Origin of the sequence: Geobacillus sp. TFV-3, from assembly GCF_009901865.1 — a bacterium.
In the GTDB taxonomy this organism is placed as follows: Bacteria; Bacillota; Bacilli; order Bacillales; family Anoxybacillaceae; genus Geobacillus; species Geobacillus thermoleovorans_A.
The window spans coordinates 752,101-774,904 of the sequence record NZ_MPSP01000001.1; the positions used below are offsets into that span (position 1 = coordinate 752,101).

18 protein-coding genes and 2 pseudogenes are annotated in these 22,804 nt (G+C 44.0%); 8 read left to right on the top strand and 12 right to left on the bottom strand.

Translation table 11 applies throughout. The features are described from left to right. Positions 1-141: 141 nt before the first annotated feature. A complete protein-coding gene (locus BJQ97_RS03800) occupies positions 142-1,131 on the top strand; it encodes a class I SAM-dependent methyltransferase (RefSeq protein WP_044730567.1) in 990 nt (329 codons plus the stop codon). Positions 1,132-1,512: 381 nt separating this feature from the next. Beyond that, positions 1,513-2,706, top strand: a complete 1,194-nt coding sequence (locus BJQ97_RS03805; RefSeq protein WP_160155564.1) for an acetate kinase — start codon at positions 1,513-1,515, stop codon at positions 2,704-2,706. Positions 2,707-2,958: 252 nt separating this feature from the next. Here BJQ97_RS03805 and BJQ97_RS03810 read toward each other — a convergent pair whose 3' ends face one another. Further along, positions 2,959-3,561, bottom strand: coding sequence for a hypothetical protein (locus BJQ97_RS03810; RefSeq protein ID WP_160155565.1), 603 nt, complete (start codon positions 3,559-3,561; stop codon positions 2,959-2,961). Between the two features lie 169 nt (positions 3,562-3,730). Between BJQ97_RS03810 and BJQ97_RS03815 the strand changes: the two genes are divergently transcribed. Continuing rightward, positions 3,731-4,249, top strand: coding sequence for a MogA/MoaB family molybdenum cofactor biosynthesis protein (locus BJQ97_RS03815; RefSeq protein WP_160155566.1), 519 nt, complete (start codon positions 3,731-3,733; stop codon positions 4,247-4,249). Between the two features lie 439 nt (positions 4,250-4,688). Next, positions 4,689-5,498: a threonine aldolase family protein gene (locus BJQ97_RS03825; protein ID WP_236567121.1), complete on the top strand. Its 810-nt coding sequence runs from the start codon at positions 4,689-4,691 to the stop codon at positions 5,496-5,498. A gap of 27 nt (positions 5,499-5,525) precedes the next feature. On the opposite strand, the gene BJQ97_RS17855 is transcribed toward BJQ97_RS03825, so the two are convergent. From BJQ97_RS17855 to BJQ97_RS03860, 8 genes are all read right to left on the bottom strand, one after another. Then, complete coding sequence (locus BJQ97_RS17855) at positions 5,526-6,065, bottom strand: IS630 family transposase (protein ID WP_268892780.1); 540 nt, start codon at positions 6,063-6,065, stop codon at positions 5,526-5,528. Next, positions 6,062-6,592 (bottom strand): IS630 family transposase, encoded by a 531-nt coding sequence (locus BJQ97_RS17860; RefSeq protein WP_201451656.1) that lies wholly within the window; start codon positions 6,590-6,592, stop codon positions 6,062-6,064. Before BJQ97_RS17860 ends, BJQ97_RS17855 begins: the two co-directional genes overlap by 4 nt. Positions 6,593-7,203: 611 nt before the next feature. Further along, positions 7,204-7,791 carry a GNAT family N-acetyltransferase gene (locus BJQ97_RS03835; RefSeq protein ID WP_015375298.1) on the bottom strand — a complete coding sequence of 196 codons (588 nt, stop codon included), beginning with the start codon at positions 7,789-7,791 and terminating at the stop codon, positions 7,204-7,206. 1,430 nt (positions 7,792-9,221) lie between these two features. Continuing rightward, entirely contained in the window at positions 9,222-10,295 is a 1,074-nt protein-coding gene (locus BJQ97_RS03840; RefSeq protein ID WP_160155568.1) for a CapA family protein, read from the bottom strand. A 98-nt stretch (positions 10,296-10,393) separates the two neighbouring features. Continuing rightward, the gene (gene istB / locus BJQ97_RS03845; RefSeq protein ID WP_021322668.1) at positions 10,394-11,146 is read right to left on the bottom strand and encodes an IS21-like element helper ATPase IstB; all 753 of its coding nucleotides are present in this window, start codon (positions 11,144-11,146) and stop codon (positions 10,394-10,396) included. Next, the gene (gene istA, locus BJQ97_RS03850) at positions 11,143-12,648 is read right to left on the bottom strand and encodes an IS21 family transposase (protein WP_160155172.1); all 1,506 of its coding nucleotides are present in this window, start codon (positions 12,646-12,648) and stop codon (positions 11,143-11,145) included. The genes istB and istA overlap by 4 nt, the downstream gene beginning before the upstream one ends. 186 nt (positions 12,649-12,834) lie before the next feature. Next, on the bottom strand, positions 12,835-14,097 hold the full coding sequence (locus BJQ97_RS03855) for an MFS transporter (protein ID WP_160155569.1): 1,263 nt from the start codon (positions 14,095-14,097) through the stop codon (positions 12,835-12,837). Then, a complete protein-coding gene (locus BJQ97_RS03860; RefSeq protein WP_160155570.1) occupies positions 14,088-15,122 on the bottom strand; it encodes a HesA/MoeB/ThiF family protein in 1,035 nt (344 codons plus the stop codon). Before BJQ97_RS03860 ends, BJQ97_RS03855 begins: the two co-directional genes overlap by 10 nt. Positions 15,123-15,854: 732 nt before the next feature. Between BJQ97_RS03860 and BJQ97_RS03870 the strand changes: the two genes are divergently transcribed. From BJQ97_RS03870 to BJQ97_RS03885, 4 genes are read left to right on the top strand one after another with little or no spacing between them, the layout of a single operon-like run. Then, positions 15,855-17,057 carry an MFS transporter gene (locus tag BJQ97_RS03870; RefSeq protein WP_160155571.1) on the top strand — a complete coding sequence of 401 codons (1,203 nt, stop codon included), beginning with the start codon at positions 15,855-15,857 and terminating at the stop codon, positions 17,055-17,057. After that, entirely contained in the window at positions 17,054-18,283 is a 1,230-nt protein-coding gene (locus BJQ97_RS03875; RefSeq protein ID WP_160155572.1) for an ATP-grasp domain-containing protein, read from the top strand. The genes BJQ97_RS03870 and BJQ97_RS03875 overlap by 4 nt, the downstream gene beginning before the upstream one ends. Continuing rightward, positions 18,276-19,472, top strand: coding sequence for an ATP-grasp domain-containing protein (locus tag BJQ97_RS03880; RefSeq protein ID WP_160155573.1), 1,197 nt, complete (start codon positions 18,276-18,278; stop codon positions 19,470-19,472). Before BJQ97_RS03875 ends, BJQ97_RS03880 begins: the two co-directional genes overlap by 8 nt. A gap of 23 nt (positions 19,473-19,495) precedes the next feature. Then, positions 19,496-20,602 (top strand): ArsR/SmtB family transcription factor, encoded by a 1,107-nt coding sequence (locus BJQ97_RS03885; RefSeq protein WP_160155574.1) that lies wholly within the window; start codon positions 19,496-19,498, stop codon positions 20,600-20,602. A gap of 43 nt (positions 20,603-20,645) precedes the next feature. On the opposite strand, the pseudogene BJQ97_RS03890 reads toward BJQ97_RS03885, so the two are convergent. From BJQ97_RS03890 to tnpA, 3 genes and pseudogenes are all read right to left on the bottom strand, one after another. After that, positions 20,646-21,092 (bottom strand): annotated as a pseudogene (locus BJQ97_RS03890) (AMP-binding enzyme); the annotation flags it as partial. Positions 21,093-21,209: 117 nt separating this feature from the next. Further along, positions 21,210-22,319, bottom strand: a complete 1,110-nt coding sequence (locus BJQ97_RS03895; protein ID WP_160155575.1) for an RNA-guided endonuclease InsQ/TnpB family protein — start codon at positions 22,317-22,319, stop codon at positions 21,210-21,212. Positions 22,320-22,331: 12 nt separating this feature from the next. Further along, positions 22,332-22,729, bottom strand: a pseudogene (tnpA, locus tag BJQ97_RS03900) (IS200/IS605 family transposase). Between the last annotated feature and the right edge of the window lie 75 nt (positions 22,730-22,804).

The window sequence follows — 22,804 nt, forward strand, 5'->3', positions numbered from 1 at the left end:
CTGCATAGGTTGCACGCTTTGATCACAGCGGCCCCGACTCGTTCGGGGTCGTTTCGTTTCCGCCGCCCTTTCTTGCCCGTGAAGCCAAGCGGGCGTACAATAAGGATCAGGGGAGCGGCTAGAAAGGAGGGAAGCCCTGACATGATGACGCCGGTCGAACGAATGTTTACGGTTTTGGACGAAACAGCCGAGATTTTGCAAGAAGAATTGCAATGCACGTATTTGGAGGCCGTCGCGGAGACGGGGGAGAATTTGTTCCATGGCGACGTGCTGCAAAGCGAAGTGAGCGAGCTGAACGCGAAACGGCTGAAAAAGCAGTATCGCGAACTGATGCTGGAACGGTTTCAAAACGAAGAGATCCGCAAGGCGTTTCAGCTTGCGGTGTTAAAAGGGATGCGCAAACACGTCCAGCCGCATCATCAAATGACCCCGGATGCGGTCAGTTTGTTTTTGGCCTATTTAGTCCGCGAGTTTACGCGCTCGCATTTGGCGCTGACGATCCTCGATCCGGCCGTCGGCACGGCGAATTTATTGACGGCGGTGTTAAATGGCCTTCGTGGAAAACAGGCGGCTAGCTACGGCAGCGATGTCGACGATTTGCTTGTCAAATTGGCCTATGTCAACGCGAACTTGCAAAAGCATCCGGTGCAGCTGTTTAACCAAGACAGCCTAAGGCCGCTGTTTGTTGAGCCGGTTGACGTCGTCGTCTGTGATTTGCCGGTCGGCTATTACCCGGATGAGGACAATGCCGCCCGCTTCGCCTTAAAAGCGAAGGAAGGGCGGTCGTATGCCCACCATTTGTTCATCGAGCAAAGCTTGCGCTATACAAAAGAGGGCGGCTACTTGTTTTTCCTCATCCCGAATACGCTGTTCTCGAGCCCGCAGGCGGGGCAGCTGAACGAATTTTTAAAGGAAGCGGCCATCGTCCAAGGAGTCTTGCAACTGCCGCTGTCGATGTTTAAAAATGATCAGGCGGCCAAAAGCGTGTTTATTTTGCAAAAGAAAGGACCGAATGTCAAAAAGCCAAAACACGTGCTGCTTGTTGAGCTTCCTCGTTTTTCAAACAAGTCGGCGATGCAGGCGATGATGGCGAAAATCGACGCCTGGATCGCCGAAGAAAAAGAACGTTGACGAAAGGGCGTCCCACACAGCGGGACGCCCTTTTTTAATTATTGCATCGATGCCGCCAAGCCCTTTCGCCAAATGGGATGCCGCCTTTTTCTCCTCCCCTTGCGCTCACGCGTGGAAGTGGGGCTTCTCGGCTCAAGATGGTCAATGTTGTTCTTTTCTTCATCGAAGAATCGCTGTTTTTCACCTCCCTTTTTGGCCAGCGCCGTTTGTATTTTTCGCAACATAAAAACTTTTTTTTGCAACCGGTTGCGAAACAAGGCCGCGCTTGAAACGCGGAAACGGGAGGAATACAATGAAAAAGGCATAGTGAAACGGCGCCCAATCGCGCACACTAACGGTAAGCGCGAGCGGATTTTTGGCAAAAAAGGAGCTGTATGTTCGATGGCGAAAGTGCTAGCCATTAATGCGGGAAGTTCTTCGTTGAAATTTCAGCTGTTTGAGATGCCGGCGGAAACGGTGTTGACCAAAGGGGTCGTCGAACGGATCGGCTTTGACGATGCGATCTTCACCATCGTCGTGAACGGCGAAAAACATCAAGAAGTGACGGCCATTCCGGATCATGCCGCCGCCGTCAAAATGCTGCTTGATAAGCTCATTCGCTACGGCGTTATCCGTTCGTTTGACGAAATTGACGGCATTGGCCACCGCGTCGTTCACGGCGGGGAGAAGTTCAGCGATTCGGTGCTCATCACCGAGGACGTCATCAAGCAAATTGAAGAAGTGTCCGAGCTCGCCCCGCTCCATAACCCGGCCAACCTCGTCGGCATCCGGGCGTTTCAGGAAGTGCTGCCGGACGTGCCGGCGGTGGCGGTGTTTGACACGGCGTTCCACCAAACGATGCCGGAACAGTCGTTTTTATACAGCTTGCCGTATGAGTATTACACGAAGTTCGGCATCCGCAAGTACGGCTTCCACGGCACGTCGCACAAATACGTCACCCAGCGGGCGGCGGAGCTTCTCGGCCGGCCGATCGAACAGTTGCGCCTCATCTCGTGCCATTTAGGCAACGGGGCGAGCATCGCAGCGGTCGAGGGCGGCAAGTCGATCGACACGTCCATGGGCTTTACGCCATTAGCCGGCGTGGCGATGGGGACGCGCTCCGGCAACATCGACCCGGCGCTCATCCCGTACATTATGGAAAAAACGGGAATGACCGCCGATGAAGTGATTGAGGTGCTGAACAAAAAGAGCGGCATGCTCGGCCTGTCCGGCATCTCAAGCGATTTGCGCGACTTGGAAAAAGCGGCCGCCGAAGGAAATGAGCGCGCGGAACTCGCGCTTGAAGTGTTTGCGAATCGCATTCATAAATACATCGGCTCATACGCGGCGCGCATGTGCGGCGTTGATGCCATCATTTTCACCGCCGGCATCGGCGAAAACAGCGAAGTCGTGCGCGCCAAAGTGCTGCGCGGCCTCGAGTTCATGGGGGTATACTGGGATCCGATTCTAAACAAAGTGCGCGGCAAAGAAGCGTTCATCAGCTACCCGCACTCGCCGGTCAAAGTGCTCGTCATCCCGACCAATGAAGAGTTGATGATCGCCCGCGACGTCATGCGGCTGGCGAATTTGGAATGATTTAACGTAATTTCCGAAAGAAGTCTCCCGCCTCAAGGAACGTGAAGGGCACAGCCCAGTGAGTAGGCGGGAGATGAATTTCGGTTGCCAATCGCCAACGAATATGATAGTCTATGGTTAGAACGGACACCTTCGGAATGAAGGGAAGCGTAAAGGGTTCTTGTGTGTGGCTTACCGTTCGGCAAACACGCACAAGTCGCTTGAAGCCTCCACCTCTAAGCGAAGTGTAGGTGGCGGGTAGTTCACCGGGATTTACAAACGAAAACATGCTAAAGCAACCTTTTTCATATTCAAAAGTAAAGGATATGAAAGGAGGTTGCTTTTTTTCTTTGTCATTTTTTCCACATATAAGCTTCCGTCCGCGGATTTCGCGAGCCGGGCGATCCACGAGACCGGGAACTGCTTGAAGGAAGCGAGCTGTTCAAGAAAACGGTCCCAATCAGGTTCCATATAGCCGGAAGAGTTGATCAACTCATGAAGTTTCGAAAAAACGTATTGAATGGCTTGGTGGGAACGGAATTCTGTGATGCCTGACGACTGAATCGTTTCATGGATCGCATTTTCCATCATGGTCAACGTGACGGTCGTTTGGTTGGGCGACAGTTCGCCCACCTCGATTTCCCACTCGCGCCGCAATGCGGCCAGCCACTCGTTGGCGTCATTGACTGGATGCAACCATTGGGAAGAGAAAGCATCGATGGCAAGCTTCAGAGGTCGGGCGGCTGCGTGCTGCTTGTCTTGGAGTTCGTCGCATTGATCCAGCCAAGCGGACAGGATGTCGTCCCGGTGCTGCTGAATAATGATCCAGCCTTCTTGCAAAATCGTCCCTAATTTGTCGGATAAGCTAAGGCGCATTCGCTTTCCCCTCCTTTTTCTTTGCTTTCCTACATGGAAAGAAAGGCGATGTTTTATAATATATTTGTAAATATTATAACAATTATGTCTATTTATTCACAAATGGTTTGCGAAGAACATTCCAACATTGTACGATAGAAACAAAGCGAGGAGAGGAGAGCGTGAACTGATGAGCACAACTGAACATAAACAAGAAGCTCCCAAAACCGTCCGCTGCAAAGTCATCACCATCAGCGACACAAGAACCGAGGAAACCGACCGGAGCGGCCGGCTGATGATCGAGCTGCTCACCGAGGCCGGGCATGAGGTGGTCGACTATGAGATTGTCAAAGACGAAGAGGACGCTATTCGCGAGGCGGTGCTTGCCGGCTGCCGCCACGCCGATGTCGATGCGGTGCTCACCAACGGCGGCACCGGCATCGCCAAGCGCGACGTGACGATCGAAACGGTGAAGGCGCTGCTTGAGAAAGAACTCGTCGGCTTTGGCGAGCTGTTCCGCTTCCTAAGCTACACCGAAGACATCGGCCCGGCCGCCATGCTGTCGCGCGCCATCGCCGGCGTGGCGATGGATACCGCCATCTTTTGCACCCCCGGCTCCACCGGCGCCGTGCGGCTGGCGATGACGAAGCTCATTTTGCCGGAATTGGGGCATGTGGTGAGGGAAGTGCGGAAAGATGGGAAGAAGTAGCGGAAGCTGCCCCGGCTAAAGGAGATGTTGGGCATCGGAAAAGATGAGAAATAACGGCTAAGAGGATGCTCCGTTGCTGGGGCATCCTCTTTGTCGGTTAGGCCTTGATCTGCTTTTCCCTTTCTTGATTGCGAAGGATGAACTGCTGGATTTTTCCGCTCGGCGTTTTCGGCAACTCAGCGACAAATTCGACTTCGTATCCTCGTGCGTCCCACGGTTTAGTTGCCTTACGAAGACAGCAAACATTCATTCACCACTTGTCCTCACGCGTGGAAGTTGGAGATCTTCTCTTTGCGAGATGATAAAACTGATTTCCGGTTCAGTAAACACATCTTCTTTTTTCTTAATGTTGACAAAAAAATGGATTAGTAGTAATATTAATTACGTAATTACGTAATTACGTAATTACGTAATTACGTAATTATAGGAGGGGTGTTCGATGATTGATTTGAGAAGTGATACATTGACTTTGCCTACGGAAGAAATGCGGAATGTCATTGCTAATGCGTTGGTGGGTGATGACTGTTATAGGGAGGACAGCAGTGTTATTGAATTAGAAGAATATTGTAAACAGTTATTTCGTGTGGAAGATGCTCTGTTTGTTCCGACAGGTACAATGGCTAATCAATTGGCTATAAAGTCACAAGTAACGGAAGGGAATGAAGTGATTACAGAAACAAACTATCATATAAACTTTTACGAAAGTGCTTCGATTGCCTTGTTAAGCAGAGTCGTTTTGCATACGTGCAGAACAGCCGATGGGATTCTAAGAGTAGAGCATGTTGAGGAGTTAATTCATTCTAAACCTAGAGGCCCTTTTTACGCTCACCCTCAATTGGTTTCCATTGAGAACACAATTAATTATTATCAAGGGAAAATATTTCCTCTAGAAGTAATTGAGCAACTATATGAGTTTACGAGAGAGAAGAATATATCTTTACATATGGATGGAGCAAGGTTGTTTAATGCACACGTAGCAACGAACATTCCATTAAGTGTCTATGCAAAATTTGTGGATTCACTTAGCGTATGTTTTGCGAAAGGACTTGGTGCCCCATTTGGGTCGATGCTTATGGGAAGAAAAGAAGTGATCAGCAAAGCTAGGATTTATAGAAAACAATTTGGAGTGGGGTTTCATCAAATAGGTATGTATGCAGCTGCGGCTCTGTATGCTTTAAAACATCATATGTCCCATTTGCTTACAGACCATCTGCTTACTAAAAAATTAGCAATAATGTTATCTATATAAATGCACCTTGAAAAGTTAACTTTTCGATTACGCGGCACACCCCAAGCGCCGCAACACTTCCTCCGGGCGTTCCTGAATGTAATGAGCAAATCGTTGAACCGCTTGCAGGATCTCGTGGCGGTCTTTGTGAAAGGCGTTGGCGATCACCGTATCCTTCAGCCATTTCCACAAACGCTCGATCGGGTTGAGCTGCGGCGAGTAGGGCGGCAGATACAGGAAATGAAAACATTGTCCTTCTTCTCGCAAAAAGTCCTTCACCATTCGAGCGTGATGAATCCGGGCATTGTCCAAGACGAGCGCAATCATCCGGTTGGGATGCCGCTCTTTGAGCAGGCGCAAGAAATCCAAGAACGTCGTGGCGTTGGCGGCTTCTGCTTGGTGAAGCACGGTGTCCCCATCGTGGACGTTCACGGCGCCAAATACCGAAACATGGGCATGATGGCCGAATGTCGGCACACGTTTTTGACGGCCGACCTCGGACCAAGTGGATCGCAAGACATGATAAGAGCGGATATGCGTTTCATCGATGTACAGAAGAACGGCATCTTCTGTCTCCTTGGTGATCAAGTTTTTTTTATCAAATCCATTTGCTTTTCAAATTGCTTTTGCTCATCCGGATTCCCTTTCGCCAGCGTGTACGTAGGGCGAGTCCATGACAGACCTTGACGGTGCAGGAGTTTTCGCAGCGCTTCACGGGAAAGCCAAACACCAAAGTGCTTTTCGACATAGGATTGCAGGAGTTTGGTGTTCCACGCCGAAGCGACGTCCCAGCCCAGTTCCGCGGGAGTGGTGGTCAACACAAGCTGTTTGATCTCTTCCTGCTGTTCTTCGGTGAGAAACGGCTCCCGTCCGGGGGCGAAATCCCGATGAAGCAAGAGCTCCAGACCGCCTTCGTTGAACAGCGACACATAATGGGAAACGGTTTGTCGGCACACGTTGACCATGGAGGCCGCCTCTTTGCCCAAATAACCTTCCATGACCAAACGAACCGCCATCACCCGTTGGCGAAGAAGCGCGTTTTTGATTTTCCGTTCCTGTTTGCGAAGCGTCCGTGGCGTCCATCCGTGATCATGGGTGATGTTGAGACGTTTCATGAATGATCCCGCTCCTTTTCCATAGGTTTCCTTAGGAACAGGATAACCGGAGTGTGCACCGGTTATACGAAGGTTAACTTTTTAATGAGCATGTATATAGTAATACCGAGTTGAAATGACCCATTTTGTTTGGGGATCATACTACAAGAATGTTTCAAAGGGCCGTACCATCCACCATGATCACTTTCAGAGATTAAACACATACATCGTTTAAGAGATGATGATGAACATCAGAAAATTCTTGCTTTTGAAAGCATCGGCTGGTCCTTGAAAAGGTGGACAGATGAGAGACTCATAAATACATCAAAAATAGCAAAAACAGCGGAAGATGTTCATCAACTGCTACAAAGAATCGATCGTAAAGCACGTTTTCCAAAATAAACATTTAATCAATTGCCTTTTTAGACACCTGTGGTCTTCCCGCCACATAAGGTATTTCCAGAAAAAAGTTGATCGATGCATCGAAATAAAGCCTCTAAAAGAGGATCGATTTCATCGGTGTATTCGATCAAAGAATTGGAACTCTTGATAGTGTCACCCCTTTGAAGTTTTTTAGTAACTGTATATGATTCCCAATAAGAGTGGATTTTTTGTGTCCCTTTATTCATCCGTTATGCGTTTTGCAACCCGTTCCTTGATTTAAAATAATCTCGTTTTAGAATAGAGTATATAGCCATATCCCTAAATTTACCTTTAATATACCAATGTTCTCTCATAACCCCTTCAAATTGCATCCCTAACTTTTGTAAAACTCTTAAAGATTGAACATTTTCAATCATAGCAAATGCCTCAATTCTGTTTAATTCCATCTTGTCAAAACCAAATTCAATGATTTTATTAGCCGCTTCAACTGCTAATCCCTTCCCCCAATACTTATACGATAAAACAAAACCTATCTCAGCTTTATGATGATTGGGTAACCATTTAACTATATCAATTGTCCCGATCATTTTATTATCTGCTTTTGAAACGATTCCCCACGGAGCTAAACTACCTTCTTTATAAGACTTAATTACAAATTCTAAAAATTGAATTGAATCTTCAATGGTATGATGAGGTCTCCAAGGTAAATATTTGCAGTTTTCCGGATTTGACGCATAATCAAATAAATCATATGCATCATCTAACGTTAATTTTCTTAATATTAAACGTTCAGTAGTAAGTGTAGGCAAATCCCCAAATACATCTTTAATCTTCAAATTCCTCAACCCTTTCTATACCTATATTTTAATATTCCTTCTGTGTCTTAAAACACTTAATTCAAAAAAGTGTTTATCCACTAGACTCTCGGCATACTCGCATTATATACTACCCTGTTACGGCTTGAACATTAATACAAAACCGTGGAAATTCTTTATTACAGCTTATATACCTTAACTATATAGGTGCACATTAAAACATTAACGTTCATATAAGTGATTTCCGCTCTAGTTATACTGCTCCTAAACATCCCAAAAGGAGCGGGAATAACATGAAACGATTGAAAATCACTAATGATCTCGATGGACGTCACGAACACTTCGTTAAGAAGAGCGAAAAATCAAAAATATTCCCCTATGTTAACGCGTCATGGCCGTTCACCTCGTCATGGAAGGTTATCTGAACAAAGAGATCGCTTCCATGCTCAATCTGTGCTGCCAAAGTGAGGCGTTTTATGTATCCCTATTCAACGAAGGCGGGATCGATCTACTGCTCGATCGGAAACATCTGCCGGGCCGGGAACCGTTTCTAACGGCGGAATAGCAACAGGAACTGAAACAAATCATTTTGATCCACACACCAGCCGAACTCGGTTGGGACATTTCTTCTTCTTGGAATATGTGGATCATTCAGTCTTATACTCGAGAGCGCTACGTGGTCACCATGTCCCAGGAAGGGATTCGTAAACTTTTATTTACATCGAATGGGACTCTCTTGGAACTGGCTCACCTATACATCGGCGAAAGGCGATACCGAACCACGATAAGCGTTTTGTGAAACAAATGGAACTTATAAAAAACTGATTGATCCCAACACTGTTATTTTATATGTCGATGAGGCCCACGTCCGGCCCTATCAAGTCTTGCGGGCCACTTGGTCAGAAGCTGGCCGGCAAAAACAGGTGCCCACTTATGGCATCATGCCTACGTTTCTCTATTGGGTGTGGTGAATATCCTTAATGGAGACACCGTTCTTCACCGAGCGACAACTAGGAATGCCACGACGTTTTTGGATTTTTTAAAGACTCTGGAGAGCCGTTTATCCAGACAAGCTGATCGTGCCGGTGTTCGACAATGCACGCATCCACCATACTAGAATGGCCAAAGATTTCTTGCCACAAGAGGGAGATTTAGTTTCACTTTATCTTGTTGCCCCCGTACTCCCCATAGCTGAATCCCATCGAACGCGTGTGTAAATAGCTCAAAGACGCGGTCATTGCGAATATGTTTCACAATGACCAAATGTATATTGGTGACGTCATTACTCGGTTTATGGGTTACATTGATCAACACCCCAAAGACGTGTTTCGACGTTGAAGGGTATGCAGCATGATGCAAAGGTTAACTTTTCAAGGTACATTTATATAGTAATTTTTCAGCTTTTACTTATGTTAACAAAGCGAATGACTTATTGTTTAGAAATAATATTTTTAATTTAATTCAATACAAGCCGAATCTATCCAAGATATTTTCCTAATTCCAATAGATAGGTCAAGTAATTTAGAAAAAATTTCATCGGATTGTTGCTTATTCGGAATAGTAGGAACTCCTCTATCATTTATATGAACGGCTTGTACTTGTATATTTTTTGCATTATTTCCTTCAATACTCCAACGAACAGCTAACCCTTGGTAAAAAAATTCAGGATATTCACCTTTCACATCAAATGCAAAATTTCCCAAACCATAAAATATAGGATATCCATTATATATTTCAATACCACGGATATTGTGAGCACCATGACAAACTACACCTACAGCCCCATCTTCAATAAAAGTTCTTGCTAAATTTTTCAAGAACGATGGGGGTAAAAAACGATTTAAGTCTTCACTCTCATGACAATGTACACTAACAACAACATTTTTACATTTTTTAATTAACTGATTAACTGAACTTACTACTCTTTCTATATCTTTTTTATTTGCAACAAACGTAGTTGAATGTGTTTTACCTAACTGGATTCGATATCCTAGAAAATTAAAAGCTTGATCATTGATGTCAATGAATAACCGACTTCGCATGGCAATATTCCTTAGTTCAACCCACTCATCTTCAGGAAGGGTAACAACAAAAGAATGTCGTATATAACTTACACCAGGTCGTCCTAACACCTTACCGGTTGGATTAGAAGACATAGCAGTTTTAGGAAATGTCGTAGTCATTGCAACAAGACCATAGGATTTATCCTTATATTTCATGATACTCCCTCTAGTGGCTTCCTCTAGGTTGTTCCCTGCACCGGCAACAAGAATTCCCATATTTCTCAGTAATGTCAACGAATCTTTTAAGCAGTCGGTTCCCCAATCGGTTGCATGGTTATTTGCATGTGAGATAGCATTAAATCCCATATATTTAATAAATTCTAGAGTTTCACGAGTTGAATACAGCCAGTGTCCCCCACTCATCGGTGCAGGAATAGCCTTTTCTATATCAAGTACTATAGGTGCTTCTAAATTTGCTACTCTAAATTGTGCAGACTGAATAAAATTACTTAATTTATTCAAATGCTCTATATTTCTATGCCAGTCTTTATAGGTGTTTTTTGCAAGCAAAAAATGCAGAGAAGTGCAAGAAAAAATACATAGGCTTGCCAGCTCAAGACTTAAGGTTCCAGACCGGGGGAAGAGGACGGCTGGATCGCGGAGAGAGCGTTCCGCAGTCGATAGCTCTCTCCCGTAAAGGCCAGGATGTGGGCATGGTGAACCAAGCGATCCACCAGCGCAGCTGTCAAGCGGTTGTCCCCAAACACCCGATTCCACTGTCCAAATTCCAGATTCGACGTCACGATGACGCTTTTTCGCTCATAACAGTCGGCGATAATATGAAACAACAGCTCCGATCCTTGCTTTTGAAACGGCACATAGCCGAGTTCATCCAATATCAACAGTTCGCACGCATCGATGCTTCGTTTCAGCCGCCCGAGCGTGCCATTTTTCAATGCCTCTTCCAGCTGGGCGACGAGATCCGCGACGCGGAAAAACCGAACCTCATGGCCTTGTTGGCACGCCTGGATGCCGAGCGCTGTGGCGAGATGGGTTTTTCCTGTCCCGGGCGAGCCTAAAAGCAGAACGTTTTGCTTTCGCTCCAAAAAGCGAAGGTCACACAATTCCTTCTTCGATGTCGTGGTCGGCCAGTGGATGTGATCCGACCATTCGTAATCCTTCAGCCATTTCAACTCCCGAAACTTGGCTTTCTTGATCAGCCGGGCCTGTTTCGCCTGCTGGCGGCACGACAGCTCCAGCGCCAATACATCCCGCAAAAACTGCTCTTTCGTTTCGAACATCACCTCCTCGAATCGATCCGCGATATAGGCCAAATGCAGCGCTTTACAAATCTCTTTCACCTCTGCTCTCATCCCTGGACACCCCCTTCCCGAACGGGGTGAAGACGTTGATCATACACCGTTAAATCCGTTTCATAGTCGATCAGGACGGAAGGGGTGTACGATTCTTCCCACTTGGCCGGGTAATGGGATTGCTCGGCTTCCATCAACACCCCGATTTCATGAGGAGCCAAGTCCCATCGCTGACTCTCCTCGAGCCACTGGGGGATTTCATAAAGCGTGCAACGATCCAACAGCGCTCGCAGCCCTTTCAAACGGGCCGCCACCTGGGGCGGGGTGCCAGCCAGATACGTTCGGATCGCTTCCGGCAAGTACGCCCGGTATCGGGAATGCCCGACAACCCGGGGTTTGGTCTCCCACTCAGCGAAAATCTCTTTCCAAGGGATCTCGCGTTTCACGTTCGTATACGGCCTTGGCATCTCAAGATGTATGCCTCCGTCAGGAGAGAGCACAAAGAAACGATCCCACTCTTTTTTCACCAATACCCGGTTGGGGACGGACAGGCCATGGACGACGAACGCCTTCCCATCCACCATCACTTCTCCGTACTTATTCACGTAAGCGTGATCGAGGGAGAAGATCGGAAGATCTTGTTCCGGCAACGCCAACAGCTCCGGCCGCTCTTCCTGCCATAGCTCCTCTATCAACCGCCCCTTTTCATAATGAGGGCGGTTTCGGTCCTCGACCATCTTGCGATGCAGCCACTCCACCAGCTCCGGATCCGACTCGATCAACGGAGCCGGGACGAAACAAAGGTTGCGAGTGTAATAGACTTTTCGCTCCGCATTTCCTTTCTCATGTCCGCTGTATGGATTGCACACTTGTACATCAAACCGATAGTAGAGTTGAAATTTCTCAAAAGCCTCGGTGAATTGGCGTTCTCCCCCTTTTCGAATCGACACGATGGCCGCGGACAAATTGTCAATGCGCAATGCCTTTGGCACTCCCCCAGCCTGACGAAACAGCTGCGTCAACCCATGGAGGAAGCATTCACTGTTTTCCGCCGGCAGCGGATAAGCAAACGCAGCGTTGCTATACGGGAAGCTTACGATCAAAACCGATCGTTCTTCTTCCTTCCCCTCCTTCGTCACCACCGTCATCTTCCCGAAATCCACCTGCGCCTCGCCTGGCGGGTGCTCAAGTCGTTCATAGCGCTGTTCTTTCTCGAGTTTGAGCTGCGGTCTTCGTTTTTGCACGTACGCGCAAACGGTGCGATACGAGCCTTGAAATCCATGGTCACGACAAAGCGCTTCAAACATCGTCTTGTTCGTTCGCCGTTGTTTTCTCGGCAGCTTGGCATCCTCCTCCAACCAGTCATCAATGATTTGCCCGTATCCTTCTTCCTCCATCATCCCCTTTTTGCGTTTGATGGTTGGTTGGACAGAAATGCCGCCATCCGCGTATTTCTTGACCGTTCTCCAGTTATATCCCGTTTCGCGGGAAATTTCCGCAATCGATAACCCTTTCTTTTCACGCAGTTTTCTGATACGATTCATTTCGGGCATTGCCAGCATCCTTTCGCTCCTCCACTGTTTGGTTTATGTGTTCACAACTTCCACAGTAGAGGAAATGTTAGGGGCTGGCAAGCCTTTTTTCTTTGCCTTAGGCTCTGCACGTTTCGTTGCAGAACTCTGTATTTTTATTTTGCACTAAACATTTATAGGTCAATACAATATCTCCAACTGCCGAAAAACTATACATCACTTCATCACCTGAGTTTTAGAAGAGTTACTATTTAAGTCAGTAGGCAAACTAACTCCTCTAAGTTTTAGCAAAAAAGGTACTGATAACATAAGTGATATAATGCCCCACGCAAAAAATACCGTACTTACACTTAACTGATCTGCGAACCATGCACCTGCGACAGAAATAAGAGTAACTAATGTAGGAATAATTGTTGACATTATACTTGATATGCGCCCATTATACCGTAGATCAGTAAGTGATACTCGCAATGAATGTCGTGCATTATTTTCCACTGTTAGACAAGCTCCTAAAATAGCATAGGTAACCAAAGCTATAGGCATAGAATTTATTAAACCTAAAGCCATTATAACTACAGCACTCGCAATAAAAAATACCAACAAACGTGCAAATTCACTTCTGGTTTTTTTCCAAAATAAAGACAGGAAGCTTGCGACAGCTGCACCAAAAGAAAAAAGGGATAAGAAGAGGCTGTAATTTTCTACTCCCCCTTCAATTTGCACAACAAATTTTCCTGTAAGAGCTTGTATTAACTGAATACTAGCTTCTGGTATAAGACCTAAAAATGCAAGTATTGTAACACGAGGATTAGCTTTCAAATAATCATATAATTCTACCATTCCTTGTTTCCAATCTCTAATACTAATGGTTCTATTATTTGATACAGTTGTCGAAGATTCTTCAAGTTCCTTAAACCCCATCCATAACAAATATGCCGATAAAAGATACCCGATTCCACATAGTAATATTACACTGGTTAGAGATATATGTGTGGTAATTGTTAAAGAACCTAGAATCCCAGCGCCCATAATGATTGAAGTTGTGAAGCTAGAAAACCTGAAACGATTACTATTGTTCATCATTTTATTGTAAGCTGTAAAAAAGGCGGGAAAGTAAAATTTATTTACAATCCCTATTAACAGATAAAATATATAAATTATGAGAAGAAATAGAGATTGGTAAACCAATAATGGAGCCACTATAAAACATATACCCGCTCTAATAAACAAAGTCCAGAATATAATACTCTTAAGCTTTAACTTATCTGCTAAAACACCCGCGATAGGGGAAAAAGTCCATCCACTTAGTAATTTAATAGCGGCAATTATAGAAACTGCAAAAGTTGATTTAGTCATTTCCAAAACCGTCCATAAAACCAGACCATCTCGCAAAGCAACTGTAAAATATTGAATTGCTTCAGAAATGTTAATGTAAATTAGTGAACGAGTTTGTTGTGAAAATCGTTTACTTAGTGACATCCACAATTCTCCCCTATAATTAGTTGTGTTGTTGAGAAATCACTATAGTTAATTGCAATAATTGAGTCAAGAACCTCAACTTCTTGAATCTTACAAAAGTATTTAAGAATTTGATCTGCACTGATAGCAGCACAAATAAAGTTATGAGGCGCCCAAGCTGGATGTAATTGTGACATCCAAGACAGGTTGGAAACTATTTGTTCTGTTATATTTTTGTCTGTTCCAAATTGTATAGTAATACAATCGTAACAAGGAGTCTGACCTGGAATGCATAAGGGGCCAATCAATGCCGGTTTTGCCATTAGATGTGGAATTTTATTTCGCAATGCCCACTTGCTCACTATAGATCCTAAACGAGTTGGAGGCCCACTAATACCAGCAATACATTTAACACCACTAAGCATATCTAAATCTGATTCTTTCTTGATGAATTTGTTAATAGTCTCAACTTTAATATATGGGTTAATAGAAAGTAACTCTCTTTTTGCCGCTTGAACCTTTGGTAATCCAATATGCTCTTTACGATAAAGGAGTTGACGGGACAAATTACTCTCTTCCACTACATCTCCATCTACTAAGATCAAATGACCGATACCTGCTCCTGCTAAAAGCATAGCCAATGCTGTTCCGTAACCCCCAACTCCAATAATAGCAACAGAAGCATTACGTAAACGCTCCTGAAAATCATAGCGCGAAACTTTATTATCTTCATAATGAGACAGATAAAGTAATTGTCTAGAAACATAACGTAAATACGAGTCATTAAAATTATGAGTACAATCTTCTTTCTCTTTTTCTAATACTCCGAGATTATAAAGCTGCGAAAAAGAATTATAAAGTTTAGGATTATCATTAGATATTTCTATACTCTTTCCATTTGCTAGTTCAGAAAATAATAAGTCATGGTCAGTATCACAAGTAACCGTAACTTTCTTTTTAGCAGGTGTTTGTATCTCTATAAATTGGTATTTATTTTCAGAAATCTTTATAAGTAGATATCCTATTTTTAATTTATACTTATCCATGAATAACACTCCTAATTTTTTCTGTGAAAATAACGGGTCGATGGACGGTTACTTTCATGCTTGGTTAGCGAGCAAGGCTCGCTCATGGACGTTTTATTCACAACTAAACCAATACTGATTTTCCAACAATTGCATTTTTTATTAACTTTACAAAAGTACTATAATCTATCTGCTGCAACCTTTTTAATAGTTCTAAGGGATGATATTTATAAGGATTACGAGCCAAGCTCATATGTGCAATGCTATATAGATGCAACGAAAAAGTTTAACATATCCTTGACGGAAAAGAGGCTTGTCCATTTTTCGACTGTCGAAGGCAAGCCACAGGCTTGCCCCCGTCACGCTTTGGCGTGACGGAAGACCGAACAACCACCCGCTTCACAGACCCATACATGGGTCTAGAAGCGGGGTTGTTCGGTCACCCGACAGTCGATCAAATGCTCGGTAAAAGCGACAAATGTTAAAGCTTCAAATTGCATCTATATAAAATAGACGGGTTGTATGTTGATCCTTATGCTGTTGAAACAAATATGATCTTTTTTCATGTGAATAACTTTCGTATAAATTCATTGGAGTTTGTTGATAGGTGCAAGAAAAAAGGATTGCTTTTATTTCCTTGGTTGCCTGATACAGTAAGGATTGTGGTTAGTAGAAATGTTAATGAAAAAGATATATATGAAGCAGCTAATATTATTGATGCAGTATGTAAAGAGCTGACGAGAGGGGTCATGTATGTTTCGTAAGGTTAGTGAGGGAGTTTTAACGTTTGGCATCAGAGTTTTCAATTCCATTGGTTTCTTTGTGTACGTTCCGCTGCTTTCTTTATGGCTAGTTAAAATGAAAAATCTGGATATTACGGAAACCAGTGTGGCGGTGGCCGCATTTACGTTTGTATCGAAAGCAGGTAATGCATTAGTTGGGGGAGTTGTCAACAAATTTGGGATAAAAAACAGTCTTATCGTTGGTCTATGGGGATCAGCTTTGTTGCTAACAATGTTAACAATCATTCATTCTTATACATTGATATTCGTGATCGCGTTACTATTGGGGATGTCGATCTCAATTTACAATGTAAGCCTGAAAACACACATTTCCTTATTAGAGGAAAATGAGAGGCTGCGGGCTTTTGCGTTATTAAACATCGCTGTCAACGTTGGCGCTTCCATTGGTCCTTTTCTAGGTGGATGGTTATTGGATTGGAACTCTTTTGGTATCATCGTTGCTGCGATTGTTTGTTATGTTGTGGCCGGGGGTGTTTCGTTGCTATTACCACGCATCACCATTGAGGATGCAGAGAAGGGAATCAATATCGTACAATTCGTTAAAAACAGCAAATCGGACCCGCATTTTTTTATCTTTATAAAATTCGTTGCTTTTTCAGGGCTATTTTGGTTTTTGTACACACAACTATTTACAACTTTTCCTGTTGTCGTTTCTCAAAATTTTTCAGGAAAAACGATTGGGTTGTTTTTTACGGTGAATGCGATTACGATTATCGTTCTTCAAGGTTTCTATCCAAAAATACAGCCGAAATGGAAAATTGAGTATTGGTACGCGCTAGCCTTGATGTTCATCGCCGCATCTTATTTCTTGCTATGGGTTTCACATCATTTTTGGATTATCTTTTTTAGCGTGATCTTGTTCAGCATAGCTGAAATCATTTGGGTTCCTACGATTGATCATCAGATTGTAGAGAAGAAGGGAACGTTAAGTTCTTCTTGGGCCTTCGGAATATCAGGTGTACTTTGGGGAATGTGGGAGTCTATCGGTGGATTCATTGGTTTGAATCTATATCAGTACGCTGGACAACAAACCTTTTTCTATTTGACCATGATAGGCATTGTGATTTTTGTTGGCTATATGTTTCAGCTGACATATAGAAAAATGTCTTTCTTCACTAATCAAAATCAAATAGGGAGAAAGGACTGGCGATGATGCACTTGTTATTTGTCGAGACGAATACAACAGGTACCGGTACACAGGCAATGAAAATCGCTAAGCAACTAGGTTATAAAATTCATTTTTGGACGATGAACCCAGAACAATATAGCGCAATGACAGATGATCATCCGTTGAATTTCGCTGATCGAGTTGTCATCATTGATACGTATAATACAGATCGAATGAAAGAAGAATTAGCACGTTCTGAGGCGAAATTTGCTGGAATCCTTACTTTTGATGATTATCACTTGATTCCAGTTGCTGAATTAGCGAGTTATTTGGGAGTGAGGGGGCATGATATCGAAGCATTGAAAAGGGCGCGTTATAAACATATAACGAGAACTTATCTAGAAAGCCAACATTTTAGAGAGTTTTTGCAACCTGCTTTCCATATCATCCATCATCTTGACGAAATCATAAATTTGGAGATCTCGTTTCCTTGTGTCATTAAGCCGGTAGATGATAGTGGAAGCAACGGCGTGACGATTTGCCAAAATCGCCTTGATTTAGAACTGTCCCTGCGCCGAGAATGGCAGAGACAACGCAATGAACGCGGATATGAGCTGGAAAGGAAATGGCTGATCGAAGAGTGGATTGAAGGGCAAGAATTTTCAGCTGAAATGTTATATACAGCTGATGGATGGAAATTAGTGTCTGTAACGAAAAAAGAAACATATGGTCCTCATGCCGTTGAATGTGGACACGTGACTGGTCCGGAGTTAAATCCTATTCCAGATTTAGAGAAAAGATGCAAAAAGCTGCTGGATCTATTGGGATTAAACTATGGAGCGGCGCATATAGAATTTTTTGTTCGCGGAAACAGCTTATATTTGGTTGAAGTGAATCCTAGGCTGGCTGGTGACGGCATCCCCCAATTAGTAGAATTTTCTACAGGGGTGGATATGGTTAGACATGTTGTCTTACAATCAATCGGAACAAACGAGGATATAACGATCACGAAACAGCGCTATGCTGCCATTAAGTTTATTCTGCCTGTCGAACAGGGAATATATCAAATGGTGAAGGGGATGGAGGAAGCGCAAAAAGTAGAGGGAGTAAAACGGATAAGTATAGGGAAGTTGCCATTTAAGGCCAATGGGATTAAAAGCAGCTACCAAAGATTAGGGTTTGTCATGGCAGAAGGAGATAGTATGGAAAGCGTAATCCGCTCGACACGAGAGGCGATGGATCGATTAGAATGGAGGATTGTGAATGAATAAATACATCATCATTTTAGGGGCAAGCCGTTATGGCGCGGAAGCGGCATTTCAATGTGGGTTGAAGCCTATTATTGTGGCGGATCGGTATTCAAACATTGACAAGGAAATAGCACAGCTGATCGAAGCCGTATTTTATGTTCGTGACATTGCAGAGAAAATAGAGGTGCTTTCTACTGTTGAGAAAATCATGAATTTATATCAAACAGTAGATCTTGTCGTAAGCTTTACAGAATTGGGGTTGGAAACAGCTGCTTATATTAGTGAAAAGTTGCAATTACCGACGAATTCGCTTGAAACGGTCGTAAATACGAGAAATAAAGGATTGATGCGCCAGATTTTGCGAAAGGACCCGGAGCTGCGACTGGACGTTGTAAGTGGCAAGGCATCTGTTCTTCCTAAACAGTTTCCATATTCAAGACCAGCCATCATCAAACCGCTTGACGGATTTGGAAGCAAAGAGGTTGACTATATTTCCGATCAACATGAGTGGGAAAAATGGTTAAAAAGACATCAAAATCATCCTCACGAGTGGATCTTAGAGCCGTATATTAAGGGCCCGGAGTATAGTGTGGAGACGGTATCTTGTAGAGGAACCCATTTCATTTTAGGAATAACTGAAAAACAAACAACCGGAAAGCCTCACTTTATTGAGACTGGGCATATTGTGCCAGCGAGACTGGAACAACAGAAAGTTAAACGAATCAAACAAGTGGTGATGAAAGCGTTGCATTTGTTGAATGTACAATATGGGCCAGGGCATATTGAGGTCAAATGGGATGTGGAAGAAGATAGACCGGTGGTGATTGAAATGCATACGAGACCGGGGGGAGATTTTATTCCTTATTTACATCAATTAGCGTCTGGTTTCAACCAGTATGAGTTAGGAATTTTATCTTATATGAATCAAATGCCCGCCGATGTAAAACCGATTTATAAAAAAGCAAGCCTTGTCAAGTTCTTTATGTTTCCAGAAGGCGTGCTGCGACAAATCTCTCTTGACACGGAAGTCAATCGAGAATATATCCAAGATTGGGCCATCTACTATCAAGTAGGAGATCATATCAACAAAACGGTGGATTCTTATACGCGCTCTGGACATGTGATTGTTTGTTCGTCGACAGTTGAAGAATGCCAGCGGTTATGCGACAATTTTGTTGATCAGTTGAAGTATCAAATTGTTCATGACTAAAAACAGAAAGTACGGGATGTCGAATGGCTGTATACACAATAGAGGAAGTTAACCATCATTGTAAAGTAGAACTTTCGATCTCTTCTTTATTTGAAATGATGGCGTGTTTAAGGAAGTGTTGCGTTTCATCGGGAAAAATGGATGGTGAACCTCATTTCCCTGTTGCTCGTTTTGAGGAGTTTTTTCGGGAACATGAATCGTTGCTGAAAAAATTTTACGGTCGGTATGAGTATGGGGCACAGCTGGCGGAATTTTTGGTCGATTTACCTGCTCCCCATACCTTTTCTCAACTCATGGCATATATCGACCGGGTATCCCAGTATGAGTTTTTGTATTATTTATTCGGGCGTTACTTGTCTGAAAAAGAGATCGAGATTTGTCTAACGCAAACCGCTTCTCCGTTCGATGAAATTCGCTCGAAAATCGCGTCATTGGGCGGATTTGTGAATGCTGAGCAGTTTGAATTCGCGCAGAATTATGAGCAATATTTGCGGGAACTAGCCTCTCTTTGGGAACATTTTTATCAACAATGCTACGTCCATGTTGAACCAATCCTGTCCCCCCTTTGGGATCAAGCGAATGATCGATTGAGAGAGGAACTCCATCAGTCGGGGATTGAGAAAGTGGTTCGAAAACTATTGTACGATTATCCAACCCCAGAACAGTTCCCGACGAAAGAAACGAAGTTGATCAAATTGTATCCCTCGTATTTTGTGTCACCGAAATTTATTTTGGTTTGGGGGCTTGGTGAACTTCATATTGTTTATGATATAAAGCATTATATAGATGGAAAAGAGGTTTTCTCTAGCGGACATCGGATGGATATTCAATATGATGAGGGGCAGCTTCAGTATGTTGCCGATATTGCCAAATCATTGTCTGAAATCGTTCGGATGAAAATATTGGCATTTATTGCGAATGAAGAAAAAATGAAGTCGCAGGAGATGGCCAATCAGTTAAATATTACGGTTGCCACCGTTTCGCGGCATTTAAATCTTCTGAAGCAATCCAATCTGATTACGGAGCGGAAAGAAAACGGTTATCACGTCTATCAGATCAACGAAAAGGAAGTGCAGAACTATTGCTCCGTTTTAAAGAAGATGTTGGGCATCGGAAAAGATGAGAAATAACGGCTAAGAGGATGCTCCGTTGCCTGGGCATCCTCTTTGTCGGTTAGGCCTTGATCTGCTTTTCCCTTTCTTGATTGCGAAGGATGAACCGCTGGATTTTTCCGCTCGGCGTTTTCGGCAACTCAGCGACAAATTCGACTTCGCGGGGGTATTCATGCTTCGATAAGCGCGTTTTGACGAACAAGGACAGCTCTTCGGCCAGCCCGTCCGACGGCGCAAAGCCTTCTCTGAGCACGACAAACGCTTTGACGATCTCTCCTTTGACGGGGTCCGGCTTCCCAACGGCGGCCGCTTCGACGACGGCCGGATGCTCAAGGAGGCAGCTTTCGATTTCGAAAGGCCCGATGCGGTAGCCGGCGCTCGAGATGATGTCGTCCGCCCGCCCTTGGAACCAGAAATACCCGTCTTCGTCTTTTGTCGCTAAATCGCCGGTCAAAAACCACTTGCCGACGAGCCGCTCGGCTGTTTTTTCGGGATCTTTCCAATAGCCTGTGACACGCTCCCACCACCTACGCTTCGCTTAGCGGCGGGGGCTTCTCAGGTAATCCCATCTCATGACGGGAAGTTGACTGAGCGATCCCCGTGTGTCCCACGGTTCGAGGACAAGTTAGGCTATCGCGAATCGTTTCATGCCCTCATGTTTGATATTGATTGCCGCATTGACGTCCCTGTCGCTCTCGAATCCACATTCACAGCGGAATGTACGCTCAGAAAGCGATAAAGATTCCTTTACTTGACCGCAACATGAACAAGTTTTAGATGACGGAAACCACTTATCTATTTTGATAAGCTTTTTCCCTTGCTCCTCTAACTTGTATTGGAGAAATGTCGTGAACATCCCCCAGCCGTTGTCATGAACGCTCTTGCCGAAATTCAGGACTTGCGACATCCCTTTCATGTTGAGGTCTTCGATGACCACGCAATCATAAAGTTTCGCTAATTGGCGCGACTCCTTATGCAGAAAGTCTTTTCGTTGGTTCGCTATTTTCTCATGTAGCTTCGCTACTTTCAAACGCTGTTTGTGCCAACGATTAGAACCCTTCTTTCGGCGTGATAATATCCGTTGTTCTTTCGCTAATTTTTCCAATGCTTGCCGATAGAAACGAGGATAATTGGCTCTCTTACCCTCACTATCGACATACAGCGTATTCATGGAAAAATCAAGCCCAACAACCGTTTGTATTTCTTTTGGTGCAGGTTGATGTTCGTATTCGGTGAGAATAGAAACATAGTATTTTCCTGTTTTTGTTTTCGTGATCGTACAAGCCTTGATGATATGGTGGGCAGGAATCTCCCGATGTTGCTTGAACTTGACCCATTTCAGTTTGGGTAACTTGATATAGCCATCTGAAAGTTGAATATTGCCATTGACCACATTTGTGGTGTACGACTGTTTCGCCTTGCGGTTTTTGAACTTTGGAAATCCAGCACGACCCGAAAAGACATTTTGAAACGCTTTCTGCAAATTCAATTGGGCGTTTGCTAACGCAAGGCTATCCACTTCTTTAAGCCAAGGAAACTCCTTTTTGTACTTGGCAGGGGTCGGAAATGTTTGTTTTTTCAAAGCTTCTTTGTCGTCTTTGAACTTTTCATAAATTTGTATGCGTTCTTCAAGCATTTTGTTATAAACGAAACGGACACAACCGAAGGTTTTGGCAAGCAGCTGTTCTTGTTCTTTTGTTGGGTACAAGCGGAACTGATAGGCTTTGTTTACCATATCGATACCACATCACCTCATCCCTTGATTTTCTATATATTTTTTTATTACTTCAAGGGGGCGCCGCCCGTTGTAAGCAGGCAAAAACTTCTTGACCAAAAATATTCTTTCCACAGTTTTCTTTTCACTTGCGGAAAATGCTTTTTAATCAGTCGAGAACTTGCACTTTTATAGGCATTGATGAACTTGGATAGTTCACTATTCGGATGTGCTTTGAACAAAATATGCACATGGTCCATATCGTGATTCCATTCGACCAAGGAAATATTGTAATTTTTCCCCAATCTCACAAACATATCTTTTGCATAGTCAGATATGGTATCATCAATCACTTGTCTGCGATATTTTACAACCAGAACAAGATGATAATACAACAGGAATACTGAATGGTTATTACTGTCTAATTTCATTAATACAACAACCTTTCATTTTTCTAATACTGATTATATCATAACACAAAAAAAGAAACAACTCATACCTACGCC